Origin of the sequence: Actinoalloteichus spitiensis RMV-1378 (genome assembly GCF_000239155.1) — a bacterium.
Lineage (GTDB): Bacteria > Actinomycetota > Actinomycetes > Mycobacteriales > Pseudonocardiaceae > Actinoalloteichus_B > Actinoalloteichus_B spitiensis.
On record NZ_AGVX02000024.1, the window covers coordinates 1 to 12208 of the forward strand.

Genomic DNA, 12208 nt, shown 5'->3' on the forward strand with positions numbered 1-12208 from the left:
GGGAGGCTGGCCACCGGTGGCCTCCGGCTGCTGGCCGGAGGGCGGGTGGCGGTCGCCGGTGGGCGAGGTGTGCCGAGCGCCACAACCGGCGGCGCCGGTTCCGGCGGACACCTGCCGGGAGGGCCCTGACCTGGCACGACGCCCGCATCCCCCGGATGCGGGCGTGGTGGTCGGAGGTGGTCGCCCCCGGGCGGGGGCAGCGTGTCAGGGTCACCGAGGGTGACGGGACGCGCCGCGTCGCCTACGTTCTCGCACGGAACGCGTGTGAGGCGGGGGCGTCAGGTGCGGGACCGGAGGGGGGTCCCCCGACCGTTCCGCTCGTGCGGGGCTGGCCACCCGCCCAGCATCGTCCCTGGTCCGCGCGTCGCGGAGCGAACGCCCCCGGGGGTCGCGGAGGTCCGAGGCGAAGGTGATCGCCACCGGGTCGGTGCCCGAGGTCGGCGGTGGCCGGCCCACGACCGCGGTGGTGGGGTTGCTGCGTCGGGCGGAGACCGCGTGCATGCTCGCGAAGTGGGAGCAATAACGTGACTAGTGGACACGACGCGTCCCCGGAACGGGGAAGCGCAGGGCACACGAGTGGGGCAAGGACCCGGCGGACTCGGGGGCGGCAATGGTGATGGCGGACCACGTGACAACCGATCAGGGCAGTGAACTTGACCTGCTCGGGGAGTACCGAGCCGGCTCCTCGTTCTTCCTCACCGCGCCGAGGCACAGCCTGCTCGCCAGCCGGGCGGGCGAGGTCCTCCCCGTGGAGGGCACCGCGGCCACGCCGGCGGTGTTGGCCGAGGAGGTCGCCGACTCGCTCGGGCGGTGGGGCGGTTCGCAGCGGGTCACCGGTGGTGGGCCGGCGGTCGTGGTGGGCGCCGTCCCGTTCTCCCCGACCAGCCCCCCGCACCTGGTCCTTCCCACTGAGGCCCGGTGGAGCGGCCCGGCGCGCCCGGGCTGGCGCCCGGTACCTCCGGTGTCCTCCTACGGCTGGAGCGTCCGGCCGGAGCCGCCCGCCGACCGGTACCTGGCGGGTGTCAGCAAGGCGTTGGAGGCCTTCGACGCCGGTGAGTTGGAGAAGGTCGTCCTGGCCAGGACCCTGCGATTGACCGCCGGGGAACCGGTGGCCGTCGCCCGGCTGCTCGCGCACCTGGCCCACCGCGACCCCACGGGCTACACCTTCGCCGTCGATCTCCCGCCCGAGCTCGAGCGGCCACGCACCCTGCTCGGCACCAGCCCGGAACTGCTGGTCCGGCGGTCCGGGACCCGGGTGCTCTCCAACCCGCTGGCCGGGTCGGCGGCCCGCAGCCCGGACCCGGCCGAGGACCGGAGCCGGGCGGCCGCCCTGCTGGCGTCGGAGAAGGACCGGCACGAGCACGCGCTCGTGGTCGAGGCGGTGGCGGAGCGGCTCCGCCCCTACTGCCGCGAGCTGGAGGTGCCCTCCGAACCCTCGCTCGTGACCACGGCCACCATGTGGCATCTCTCCACCCGGGTGGCCGGTGTCCTCGACGATCCCGCTCCCTCCGCGCTGGAACTCGCCTCGGCCCTCCACCCCACCCCCGCGGTCTGCGGCACGCCCACGGAGACCGCGAGGAAGGCGATCGAGGACATCGAGCCCTTCGACCGGGGTTTCTACACCGGCACGCTGGGGTGGTGCGACGCGAACGGGGACGGCGAGTGGGTGGTGGCGATCCGCTGCGCCGAGGTCGCTGGCGAGTCGATCCGGCTCTTCGCCGGTGGCGGGATCGTCCCGGGATCGGACCCGCACGGCGAGTTGGCGGAGAGCTCGGCGAAGTTCCGCACCCTGCTGCTCGCGATGGGGTTGGACCAGGAGCTGTGAGGCGTCCCGCCCCCGTGGTGCTCATGCCCGACCAGCCGCGACCTCCGCCAGGTACTCCCGCGCCAGGTCCTCGTGGAAGAGCCAGTCGTCGAAGGTCGAGGCGTCGTTGACGCCCCGCGCGAAGCGGTCGGCGATGCGCGGGTGGGCCGCGATGGCGCCGAACACCTCCATCAGGTGCGCGGGCGGCGGTTGACGGAGCATCATGTTCGTCAGCGTCGTCGCGTGGCGCGCGTACTCCCAGTAGGACTCGAAGGTGTCGTGCATGAACTCGGCGTCGAAGGGCCGGTCGCCGTGGTCGAGGATCTTGCGCAGGTAGACCGCGGCGCACCGCGCGGCGTTGTTCGACCCCTGGCCGGAGATCGGGTCGTTGACCACCACCGCGTCGGCCATGCCCAACACCAGGCCGCCACTGGGGAGCCGGCCGACCGGGTGCCGCACCTCCGGGCTCACGGCGCCGGTCAGCACACCCCGGTCGTCGGTGAGTTCGACGTCGCCGCAGCGTTCGTACTCCCACGGGAAGTGCTCCCGCATGAGGGTCAGCGCCCGCTCCAGGTGCGCCCGCGGGTCCCGCACGTCGGAGAAGGCGTCGAGCGGCCCGCCCGGCACCGCCTCGTACAGGAGGATCTCGCAGGGGCCGCTCGTGGTCAGCGAGGGCATGGTGAGCATCTCACCGGCGCCCGGCGCGATGTTGAAGCGCAGCGCGTCGACGTCCGGGTGCTCGGGACGCCGGCTCATGCCGTGGACGTAGGTCACCGAGAGGACGCGCTGCGGAGCCGAGTACACCGACCGGGTCGGGTCCCGGTCGAAGAGGCGCACCAGGTCTCCCTTGCCCGCCGCGACGATCACGAGGTCGTAGAGCCCCACGAATCCGTCGAGGTCGGAGAGGGTCACCGAGTGGATGACCACCCTACCGCCGGCGTTCTCGAACTCCTCCAGCCAGCGGGACATCTTCAGCCGCTGGTCGACCGAGTGGGCGTGTCCGGGCAGGGAGGTGAACCAGTCGACGGCACGGGAACCGTCGGGCCCGCCCACCGACATCCCGACGCCCGCCGCGTCGGGTGTTTCCTCCTCCCACAGGTGCAGCCCGTACGCGCGTTCGTGCTCCAAGGACGGGTGGAACATGAGCTGCGTCGACATGACCCGCCCGTCGTGGATCTCCTCCGCGGTGCGGGCGGACATGAGCGTGACCTCGTAGTCGTGCTGGAGCAGGCTCAGACCCAGCTGCAAACCGGACTGCCCGCTGCCCACGATCAGAATTCTGCGCATCGTTCTCTTTCTCCTGGCCAACCGGGGCGACGGCCACCTCGCACCGGCCCCCGGCGGGGGAGTGGGCCGCGTTCGGCGTCCCGCATTCCCCGTTCGTCGTGGAAGGAACGGCCCGCCCGGGGGCGGCGGCATTCTCCTCGCGCCAGCCGTTCCGCCCGGGAGGAGGTGGCCTCGGGAATCACGAGGACACGGCCTCGCGGAGTTCCTTCCGCAATTGGGGAGTCAGAACGTGTCCGGCGTTCTCGACGAGGAGGGTCATCTGGTAGGCGACGACCTTCATGTCGCAGTCGGCGGTCGTGAGAACGGTGAGGCACGAATTCTCGGCGACCGTCATGATGAGCACGTACCCGTGCTCGTTCCTGATGACGGTCTGGTCGTAGGAACCGAGGTCGAACAGGCGGGAACTGCCCTGGGCCAGGCTCACCAGGCCGCTGGAGAGCGCGGCGAGCTGTTCGGCGTGTTCGTTCGGGACACCGTCCGAACAGGTCAGGGGGAGTCCGTCCACGGACACCACCGCCGCGTGGACGACGCTCGGTGTCAGGGAGACGAAGTTGTTCACCAGCCAGGCCAGTTTCTGGGCCTCGGCGCTCCTGGGGCGACTCATCTACTCGTGGCCTGCTTCCTCGCCGTGCGCGGGCCGATGCCGTCGCCGCCCGCGTGGCGAGTCGGGACGACGGGCCGGCGGACGGCGTCGACGTGGACGGGGAACCCGGGGAACGCCTGGAGGGGGAGAAAAGGAGGAGGCCGCCCGTTTCGTCATCGTGCGGTATCCCCGGAACAGCCGATTCCGCCAGTGGCGTTATCGGGTTGTCGGGGGCGGGCCGGTCCGTCGGCCGAATTGACGTGCCCTCGGGAGGAGGGGGTGTCGGCCGGGTGCGGTGGTCCGGACGAGTGTGCGGGAACGACTCGACCATCTCCCCAACGCGTGACGAGTACCCTGGGCCGGCGCAGCCTAACACGATCGAGTAGTTCGGGTAAGTGCGTCACGCTCCGAACAGGCGTTTAGTGAAAATGGGTGAGAAGAGCCCGCATTCGGGTGGTAATGCTCACGTTCGGTGATTGTCTGGCCGGTTTTTCCGTCCTCGTCGGGTGTTCGCCGTCTCGTTGTCCTGCGGCGGAACGGGGCCGGGGGCCGCATCGGGGGAGGTGCGCGACCCGGTGGCCCCGTGCCGGGCCGGCAGGGCACCGGCCCGGCACCCGCGCTCAGCGGTGCGACGAGGGGTAGGGCAGCAGGGCCATCTCCCTGGCGTTCTTGATCGCCGCGGCGACCTGTCGCTGTTGTGGTGCGGTCAGGCCGGTCACCCGGCGGGAGCGGATCTTGCCCCGGTCCGACAGGAACTTGCGGAGCAGGGTGACGTCCTTCCAGTCCACCCGCGTGACGCCGGCCGCCATCAGCAGGTTCGTGCGCCGGCTCACCGGGCGGTGTCGTCCTTTGTTGCCTCGGGTCGCCATGGTCACCAGCTCGACTTGCGCACGCCGGGCAGTTCGCCTCGGTGGGCCATCTCACGTAGCCGAAGCCGCGACAGGCCGAAGGCGCGATGGAAGCCGCGGGGGCGGCCGTCCACGCTGTCCCGGTTCCGCAGCCGGGTGGCGCTGGAGTCCCGGGGCAGCCGTTGGAGGGCGAGCTGGGCCGCCTCCCGCTCGCGGTCGGTCGAGCGGGGAGACCTGATGGTCTCCTTCAGCTCCGCCCGACGTTCCCGGTGCCGGGCGACGAGTTCCCGGCGCCGCTCGTTGCGGGCGATCTTGGACTTCTTGGCCATCAGCGCTCCTCCCGGAACTCCACGTGGCGACGCGCCACCGGGTCGTACTTCCTGATGCGCATCCTGTCGGGATCGTTGCGCCGGTTCTTCCTGGTCACGTACGTGTAGCCCGTGCCAGCGGTGGACCGGAGCTTGATGATCGGACGCAGTTCGGACCTGGCCATCAGACCTTCACCCCCTGTGCTCGCAGTTCGGCGACCACCGCCTCGATACCTCGACGGTCGATGGTCCGCAGCCCCTTGGTGGATACCCGCAACCGGACCCACCGCCGCTCACTCGGCAGCCAGAACCTCCGGTCCTGCAGATTCGGGTCCCATCGGCGGCTGGTGCGCCGGTGGGAGTGCGACACCTGCTTGCCGAAGCCGGGACGACGCCCGGTGACCTGGCAGACGGCTGACATTCGACACCTCCCCATAGATGAAAATGACAATCGTTTCTTATCCTAGGTGTCCTCCGGTCGCCCTGGTGGGGGTGGGGGTCGCGGCCGCCGGGTATGCGCGAGCCTTTATTGGTGGTGAACACCATTTTCAACTAGCCTCGCGGTGCGGCCGGGAGGTACCCGGCCCGTCCTGTCGTGAGGAGGAGTGGACGTGCCCGGCGCCCCCCGTCCGACCCTGCTGGTCCTGGCCGGCTACGCCGCAGAGGAGGTGGAGCGGCTGGCCGCCGAACTCGTCGACGGGACCACCGCCGTGGTCCACCACGACCTCGCCCTCATCACGGAGGGAGTGGTGCGACGGCGCCTGCGAATCGGACCCCGCGACGAGACCCGCGTGCTGGAACTCGCTCACGGGTGCGTCTCCTGCACCCTGCGCGAGGACCTGCTGCCCCTCGTGCGGCGGCTCGCGCTCGACGACACCGTCAGCCGCGTCGTGCTGCACCTCGACCCGACCCTGGAACCCGAGGCGGTGTGCTGGGCGCTGCGCCACGTCGTCGTGGAGGACGGTCCCGTCCTCGACCACGTCGACCTGCTCGGGGTGACCACCGTCGTCGACGAGGGCAGTTGGCTCTCCGACGCCACCGGTGACCGCGAGCTGGTCGAGGACGGCAGGGCCGGCAGCGCCGACGACGAACGCACCGTCGCCCAGGTCGTCACGGCGCAGGCCGAGTTCGCGGATCTCCTGCTGCTCACGGGGCAGGCCACCGACGCCTGGACCGGGTACCGAACCCGGGCGGTGCTCGACCGCCTGGCACCACGCTCCCGGCGCGTCGCCCGCGAGGCCGACCTCTGGGCCGAACTGGCCGCGCTGCCCCCGACGGCCCGACGAGGCGAGGTCGACGACGCGCACGCCCCGCTGCTCCGGGGCCAGCCCCCTGTCGAGCCCGACGCCGGTGTCGAACTCGTGCTCTTCTCCGCGCGACGCCCGTTCCACCCCGAGCGGCTGCACGACGCGTTGGACGTGCTGCTGGACGGGGTAGTCCGCTCACGTGGACGTGTCTGGGTCGCCACCCAGCCCGATGTGGCGTTGTGGTTGGAGTCCGCCGGGGGTGGGCTCCGGGTGGGCCACGCCGGGCCGTGGTTGGCCGCGGCCGACGGGGAGGCGTGGGGTTCCGTCGACGCGGAGCGGGCGGCGATCGCCGCCGCACGGTGGCACCACCGTTACGGCGACCGCCACCAGGAGCTGGTCGTGCTCACCCACCGAGCCTCGGCGGGCGAGATCACCGCCGCCTTGCGGGAGGCGCTGCTGACCGAGGACGAGCTCGCGCTGGGGCCAGCCGGCTGGCGGCGCTTCGACGACCCCTTCGGCAGCTGGCACACCGAACCCTGCGAGGACGGCGCCCAGGAGCGTGACGCCGGCGTCGAGACGACGAAAGGACTGGACGAACAGTGAAGAAGGACATTCATCCCGACTACCACCCCGTGGTGTTCCAGGACTCCTCGACGGGAGAGTCGTTCCTGACCAGGTCCACCATCACCTCGGAGCGGCGTGTCGAGTGGAGCGACGGCAACACCTATCCGCTGGTCGTGGTGGACGTCAGCTCGTCCTCCCACCCGTTCTGGACCGGAACCCAGCGGTTGGTCGACACGGCGGGCCGGGTGGAGAAGTTCCGCCGCCGGTACGGAGAACGGGCGCCGGGAGGTCGGCGCCGGAACGAAGGAGACCGTTGATGGCAGTACCCAAGCGCAGGATGTCCCGGAGCAACACCCGGAGCCGGCGGGCCCAGTGGAAGGCCGCAGCCCCCGACCTGGTGCCCGTGGTGGTCCGGGGCGAACGGCGGCTCGTGCCCCGTAGCCTGCTGCGCCACTTCCACCGCGAGGCCTGACCGGCGCGGGCCGTGGGGTCACCCCGCCTGACCGGTGGACGTGACGGCGCGACCGGACCCGTCACCACTGCCCGGGTCCGGTCGCGAGCCCGCCGTCGGCCTCAGTGGTCGTCGTAGTGGCCGTCGTGCTCGGCGTGCCGGTGGCCGTCGTGGACGTAGTCGACGTGGCCGTCGTGGGGCACGGCGACATGGCCGCAGTCCGCGCCGTGCCGGTGCGGGTGGTCCTCGTGCGCCTGGTGGGTCGCCGGCTCGCACTCGTCGTAGTGGTCCTCGTGGGGCCGGTGGAGGTGGCCGTCGTGGACGTAGTCGACGTGGTCCTGGTGCGGCAGGGCCACGTGTCCGCAGCCCTCCCCGTGCCGGTGCGGGTGTTGGGCGTGCTCGCGGTGTGCGGTGGTCATACCAACTCCTCCTGGCGCCTGTCGCCGTCGGGACGAGGCTAGGTAGCCCGGGTCCCGCCCGCAGGGGAGAGGACGGCGTGCGCGGGGAGGAACGCCCGTCCAGGTGAGGGCCTCGCACCACTCCAGCGGATCGCCCCGGGCCAGCGCGGGTGCCCGGAGTCGGTGCGACCGGGAGCGGGGCACCGTCACCCGTGGTGGCTGGGCACCCCGTCCATCGCACCCCGCGTAGCCTGGGAGGGGCAGGGCGGTGCAGGATGGCGGTCCGGATCGGACACCCTTCGCGACCGCCTCTCGGGGGACGGACCGACCGCAGGACCCGAGGAGGACGCGACATGCCGCACCCGCGCCGGTCCGCTCGTCGACCCGGCGGGTGGCCTGGATGAGTCCGGCCGACCTGTTGCTGGACCTGCGCGCCCCGTTCGTGGTGCTCCTCGCGGGTGCCGTGCTCGTGTTGGAGTCCGGCGTCCTGATCGGGCTGTTCCTCCCCGGCGCGTCCACGGTCCTGGCCCTCGGCCTGGTCGCGGACCTCGGGATCCTCCCCCTACCGGTGGCCCTCGCGCTCGCGTTCGGCGCGACCGCGTTGGGCGCGCAGTGGGGGTACCAGTTGGGCCGTCGTCGTGGACTCGGGGTCGCGGGTGGCCTGGCGCGTCGCGGGTTGGCCCGGGCGGGCGTGGGCGGTGGGCTGCGGGAGCGCGTCTCCCGTCTCCTCGACCAGGGCGGCGCCCCCGCGATCATCGGGGCGCACTGCGTGGCGCTCTCGCGCACGCTCGCGCCGCGCCTGGCCGGGACGACGGGGGTGCCGTGGCGGCGGTTCTCGGGCGCGAACCTGGTCGGTTGCGCGCTCTGGTCCTGGTCGCTGGTCCTGGTCGGGCACTTCGCCGGCGCGGCCTTCGACCAGGTGCGGGCGGCCGTCGGACTGCTGGGCGCCCCCCTGCTGGTGGCGGGCGCGCTGGTCCTCGCCACGATCGTCCTGCTGCGCCGGAGGGCGCGTCGGGGGCGGGGCACCGGGGAGTCGGGGGAGCTGGCCGAGGAACCGGGCCCGCCGGCTCCTCGGAACGGTGCCCCGCCCCCGGCGCTGGTGCCGGGATCCGACTGACGGCGAGCGGACGGCGCCAGCGGTCCGCGTGGGCACGGGGCGGTCCGGCGTGCGGTCGTCGCCGGGGGCGGACGAGCACCAGGCCGGACTGGTCCCACGTCGGGTCCGCCGGTCCGCCGTCGGTGGCGGGTTCCGGTCCGCGGTCAGCCGGTCTCCGAGGCGGGCTCCCGGTCAACGCTGCGGTGGTCGACGCCGCCGGCGCCGAAACGTCCGACCGACACGTGTTCCTGCGCCAGTCGACGCAGGGTCGAGCTGATCACGTCCCCCAGCACCATGTTCAGCACCGCGTCCTCCAACGCGCTGCTGGCGTCGCTCTCGGCCGGCATCGCGCGCATCTCCGCCGTCGCGAGGTGTTCGGCGGAGGCGGCGTACTCGTCGAGCAGGCCCAGGAGGTTCGCCTGGCCGAGCTGCCGCAGGTGGACGACCAGTCCGATGAGCTGCTGCCGGGCCGGGTGGTTCTCCCTGATCCGCCACCCCCGGCGGTGGAACAGGGCGTCGGCCTCGGCGCTGGCCTCCCGCCACAACCCGGTCTCCCGGTGTTCCCGCTGGTCCAGGGCGGTGGTCCTCGCGGACACGTCCCGCAGCGGAGGCGGGGCGGTCCGGCGGGAGTCGAGGTCGGCGACCAGATCGCGCACGGTGGCCATCGGGAGGCCCCCGACGTCCACCAGCGCCCGGACGAGGTTGAGGCGCCGGACGTGGGCCGGCCCGTACCGGGGGGCGACCCCGGTCGTCTCCCTGCCCGGCGGGAGTATGCGTTCACGCAGGTAGTACTTGATCGTGGGCACCGGTACGCCGGTGCGGCGGCTGAGTTCCGCGATCCGCACTGTTCCTCCTGAGGTCGACACGGCGAGTGCTGCCGCCGGATTAACCCGGAGTGACAGTTTAGGCGCAGAAAGTGTCCGCCTACGCCATCCATCCGAAGTATGCTTCGTCCCGTTTCTGCCCAAACGTGGTGAGTGTCCGACTCTCTCCCCCCGAACGGGTGCCGCCTGGTCGCGAGTGGTGCGAAGTGAACCAGCCAGGCTCGGGTGTCGCGCCACCCCGTCTCGACCTCCGGTTTCCGCCCTGATCACCTCGGTGGGGGCCGCCCGTTCCCGCCCCTCTCGTCGCCCGGGTCCGGGCTGTGCGGCCGTGAGCGGCACCCGGCGACCGAGCGGTCCACCGCTGTCCGGAACCGGACGAGGCGCACCGGGGCCTCGCACGGCCGGATATACCCGTGGGGGGTATGCTCGTGGTCCGCGCCCCCGGGCGAGCAGCGGTGCTGGCCGGGGGAGAAGACGACAGTGGGAGGGCGACGATGGCGAGTGCGACCTACACCGTGGAAGGAATGACCTGCCAGCACTGCGTGCGGTCGGTCGAGGAGGAGGTGGGGGAGATCGACGCCGTCACTGGCGTCACCGTCGACCTGGCCACCGGTCGGCTGGTGGTCGACAGCAGCACGGAGCTCTCGCCGGACCTCGTCCGCGCGGCGGTGGCCGAGGCCGGCTACACCCTCGCGAACTGACCCGCCTCCCGAGGGGCGTTCCCGGGGGGACGACGGCCGCCTCCGACATGCGGTTCCGCCGGCCCGGCAGGACCATCGACCGGTGCGCATCCTGGTCACCGGAGCAACCGGGTACATCGGAGGGCGGCTGGTCCCCTGGCTGCTCGAACGGGGCCACCAGGTCCGCTGCCTGGCTCGGGACCCGAGGAAGCTGCGGGATGTCCCGTGGGCGCACCGGGTCGAGATCGCCCGAGGGGACGTGCTCGACCAGGAGACCCTCCGGGCGGCCATGGACGGGCGGGAGCTGCTCTACTACCTCGTCCACTCCTTGAGCGGACCGGAGTTCGCCACCACCGACCGGCGGGCCGCCCTGCTCACCGCGGAGGCGGCCCGGGAGGCCGGGGTGCGGCGGATCGTGTACCTGGGCGGGCTCCGCCCTCCCAGCACGCGCACCTCCGAGCACCTCGCGTCACGGACCGAGGTCGGGGAGATCTTCCTGCACTCCGGTGTCCCGACGGCGGTGCTCCAGGCCGCCGTCATCCTCGGGTCCGGCTCGGTCAGCTTCGAGATGCTCCGCTACCTCACCGAACGCCTGCCGGTGATGGTCGCCCCGAAGTGGGTCCGCAACCGCATCCAGCCCATCGCCATCCGCGACGTCCTGCACTACCTCGTCGGCGCCGCCGACCTCCCGCCGAAGGTCAACCGCGCCTTCGACCTCGGGGGACCGGATGTCCTGACCTACCAGCGGATGATGGTCCGCTACGCGGAGGTCGCCGGGCTCTCCCCCCGGCACGTCATCCCCGTACCCGTCCTCACCCCCAGGTTGTCCTCCTACTGGATCAACCTCGTGACCCCGGTTCCCCGGAGCATCGCCGGCCCGCTGATCGACTCGCTCGCCTACGAGGTCGTGCGCACCGAGGACGACATCAGCCAGTACGTCCCGGACCCGCCCGGCGGCCTCCAGGACTACGAACGGGCCATCCGGCTGGCGATGGCCAGGATCAGGGACGCGGAGGTCGAGACGCGGTGGGCGAACGCCTCCGTTCCCGGCGCCCCGTCGGAACCGTTGCCCACCGACCCCAGCTGGTCCGGCGGCTCGCGGTACCAGGACGTGCGGGAACGGCAGGTGCCCGTGCCTCCCGCCGACGTGTGGCGGGTCGTCGAGAGCATCGGCGGGGAGAACGGCTGGTACTCGTTCCCCCTCGCCTGGTCGGTGCGCGGCTGGCTCGACCGCCTCCTGGGCGGTGTCGGACTGCGACGCGGCCGCCGGGACCCGCGGCGGCTCCACGTCGGGGACGCCCTGGACTGGTGGCGGGTGGAGGAGGTCGAACTGGGGGCACTGCTCCGGTTGCGCGCCGAGATGAAGATGCCGGGACGCGCCTGGCTGGAGATGGCGGTACGGCCGCAGGACGGGGGGAGCGTGTACCGCCAGCGCGCCGTGTTCCTGCCCCGAGGGCTCGCCGGCCAGCTCTACTGGTGGGCGATCTGGCCCTTCCACGGCATCGTCTTCGGCGGCATGGCCCGCAACATCGCCCGCGCGGCCGAACGTGACGCCAGGGCGGCCCACCGTGACGGGCGGCCGTCGGTCCCCTGGCCGCCGGGCGGGACGCGGCCCACCGTCTAGCCTGGACGGATGGCTCCCAGGATCGCGACCAACCAGACCGTCGACCGCGCTGGCCTGCTGGACTTCCTCCGCGACCGCCACCGCGCCGTGCTCATCACCCGCCGTTCCGACGGCGGTCCCCAGGCCTCGCCGGTCACCGCCGGCGTCGACCGGGAAGGACGGATCGTGGTGTCCACCTATCCGGAGCGGGCCAAGGCGCGCAACGCCCGCCGCACCCCGGAGGTCAGCGTGCTGTTCCTCTCCGAGGACTTCGACGGTCCGTGGGTCCAGGTGGACGGTACCGCCGAGGTGGTGGACCTGCCCGAGGCGGTCGAACCCCTCGTCGACTACTACCGCGCCATCGCCGGCGAGCACCCCGACTGGGACGAGTACCGGGAGGCGATGCGCCGTCAGGGCAAGTCGCTGGTCAGGATCACGCCGACCCGGTGGGGGCCGGTCGCCACCGGAGGCTTCCCCGCCCGCCTCGCCGACTGACCGCCGGCGGAGGACGCCAG

General features: G+C 72.5%; 16 protein-coding genes. 8 read left to right on the plus strand and 8 right to left on the minus strand.

Going from position 1 to position 12208, the window contains the following annotated elements:
* Window positions 1-610: 610 nt before the first annotated feature.
* Window positions 611-1825, plus strand: coding sequence for an isochorismate synthase (locus ACTIDRAF_RS0201360; RefSeq protein WP_016696914.1), 1215 nt, complete (start codon window positions 611-613; stop codon window positions 1823-1825).
* Window positions 1826-1846: 21 nt separating this feature from the next.
* Here ACTIDRAF_RS0201360 and ACTIDRAF_RS0201365 read toward each other — a convergent pair whose 3' ends face one another.
* The 6 genes from ACTIDRAF_RS0201365 to rpmB form a co-directional block, all read right to left on the minus strand.
* Window positions 1847-3091, minus strand: a complete 1245-nt coding sequence (locus ACTIDRAF_RS0201365) for a styrene monooxygenase/indole monooxygenase family protein (RefSeq protein WP_026065661.1) — start codon at window positions 3089-3091, stop codon at window positions 1847-1849.
* 178 nt (window positions 3092-3269) lie between these two features.
* Window positions 3270-3695, minus strand: coding sequence for a roadblock/LC7 domain-containing protein (locus tag ACTIDRAF_RS0201370; protein ID WP_016696916.1), 426 nt, complete (start codon window positions 3693-3695; stop codon window positions 3270-3272).
* Window positions 3696-4294: 599 nt separating this feature from the next.
* Complete coding sequence (gene rpsR, locus ACTIDRAF_RS0201375; RefSeq protein ID WP_026065662.1) at window positions 4295-4543, minus strand: 30S ribosomal protein S18; 249 nt, start codon at window positions 4541-4543, stop codon at window positions 4295-4297.
* Between the two features lie 2 nt (window positions 4544-4545).
* Window positions 4546-4851 carry a 30S ribosomal protein S14 gene (gene rpsN / locus ACTIDRAF_RS0201380; protein ID WP_016696918.1) on the minus strand — a complete coding sequence of 102 codons (306 nt, stop codon included), beginning with the start codon at window positions 4849-4851 and terminating at the stop codon, window positions 4546-4548.
* Window positions 4851-5015, minus strand: coding sequence for a 50S ribosomal protein L33 (gene rpmG, locus ACTIDRAF_RS0201385; protein WP_016696920.1), 165 nt, complete (start codon window positions 5013-5015; stop codon window positions 4851-4853). Before rpmG ends, rpsN begins: the two co-directional genes overlap by 1 nt.
* The gene (gene rpmB / locus ACTIDRAF_RS0201390) at window positions 5015-5251 is read right to left on the minus strand and encodes a 50S ribosomal protein L28 (RefSeq protein ID WP_016696922.1); all 237 of its coding nucleotides are present in this window, start codon (window positions 5249-5251) and stop codon (window positions 5015-5017) included. Before rpmB ends, rpmG begins: the two co-directional genes overlap by 1 nt.
* Before the next feature lie 184 nt (window positions 5252-5435).
* On the opposite strand from rpmB, the gene mrf reads away from it, so the two are divergent.
* From mrf to rpmF, 3 genes are read left to right on the plus strand one after another with little or no spacing between them, the layout of a single operon-like run.
* Window positions 5436-6680: a ribosome hibernation factor-recruiting GTPase MRF gene (gene mrf, locus ACTIDRAF_RS0201395; RefSeq protein ID WP_016696924.1), complete on the plus strand. Its 1245-nt coding sequence runs from the start codon at window positions 5436-5438 to the stop codon at window positions 6678-6680.
* Window positions 6677-6958 (plus strand): type B 50S ribosomal protein L31, encoded by a 282-nt coding sequence (locus ACTIDRAF_RS0201400; RefSeq protein WP_016696925.1) that lies wholly within the window; start codon window positions 6677-6679, stop codon window positions 6956-6958. The genes mrf and ACTIDRAF_RS0201400 overlap by 4 nt, the downstream gene beginning before the upstream one ends.
* Entirely contained in the window at window positions 6958-7113 is a 156-nt protein-coding gene (rpmF, locus tag ACTIDRAF_RS0201405) for a 50S ribosomal protein L32 (protein WP_026065663.1), read from the plus strand. The genes ACTIDRAF_RS0201400 and rpmF overlap by 1 nt, the downstream gene beginning before the upstream one ends.
* A 101-nt stretch (window positions 7114-7214) precedes the next feature.
* Here the strand turns inward: rpmF and ACTIDRAF_RS0201410 are convergent, their stop codons facing one another.
* Window positions 7215-7511 carry a hypothetical protein gene (locus ACTIDRAF_RS0201410; RefSeq protein WP_016696927.1) on the minus strand — a complete coding sequence of 99 codons (297 nt, stop codon included), beginning with the start codon at window positions 7509-7511 and terminating at the stop codon, window positions 7215-7217.
* Window positions 7512-7890: 379 nt separating this feature from the next.
* Between ACTIDRAF_RS0201410 and ACTIDRAF_RS26645 the strand changes: the two genes are divergently transcribed.
* Complete coding sequence (locus ACTIDRAF_RS26645; protein WP_157162782.1) at window positions 7891-8607, plus strand: DedA family protein; 717 nt, start codon at window positions 7891-7893, stop codon at window positions 8605-8607.
* Window positions 8608-8750: 143 nt separating this feature from the next.
* Here ACTIDRAF_RS26645 and ACTIDRAF_RS33525 read toward each other — a convergent pair whose 3' ends face one another.
* The gene (locus tag ACTIDRAF_RS33525) at window positions 8751-9431 is read right to left on the minus strand and encodes a MerR family transcriptional regulator (RefSeq protein ID WP_016696929.1); all 681 of its coding nucleotides are present in this window, start codon (window positions 9429-9431) and stop codon (window positions 8751-8753) included.
* A gap of 473 nt (window positions 9432-9904) precedes the next feature.
* Here ACTIDRAF_RS33525 and ACTIDRAF_RS0201425 point away from each other — a divergent pair, with 473 nt between their 5' ends.
* The 3 genes from ACTIDRAF_RS0201425 to ACTIDRAF_RS0201435 all read left to right on the plus strand — a co-directional run bounded on the left by ACTIDRAF_RS0201425 (window position 9905) and on the right by ACTIDRAF_RS0201435 (window position 12188).
* Entirely contained in the window at window positions 9905-10111 is a 207-nt protein-coding gene (locus ACTIDRAF_RS0201425; RefSeq protein ID WP_026065664.1) for a heavy-metal-associated domain-containing protein, read from the plus strand.
* 82 nt (window positions 10112-10193) lie between these two features.
* Window positions 10194-11714: an SDR family oxidoreductase gene (locus ACTIDRAF_RS26650; protein WP_016696932.1), complete on the plus strand. Its 1521-nt coding sequence runs from the start codon at window positions 10194-10196 to the stop codon at window positions 11712-11714.
* A gap of 9 nt (window positions 11715-11723) precedes the next feature.
* Entirely contained in the window at window positions 11724-12188 is a 465-nt protein-coding gene (locus ACTIDRAF_RS0201435) for a PPOX class F420-dependent oxidoreductase (protein WP_016696933.1), read from the plus strand.
* Window positions 12189-12208 lie beyond the last annotated feature (20 nt).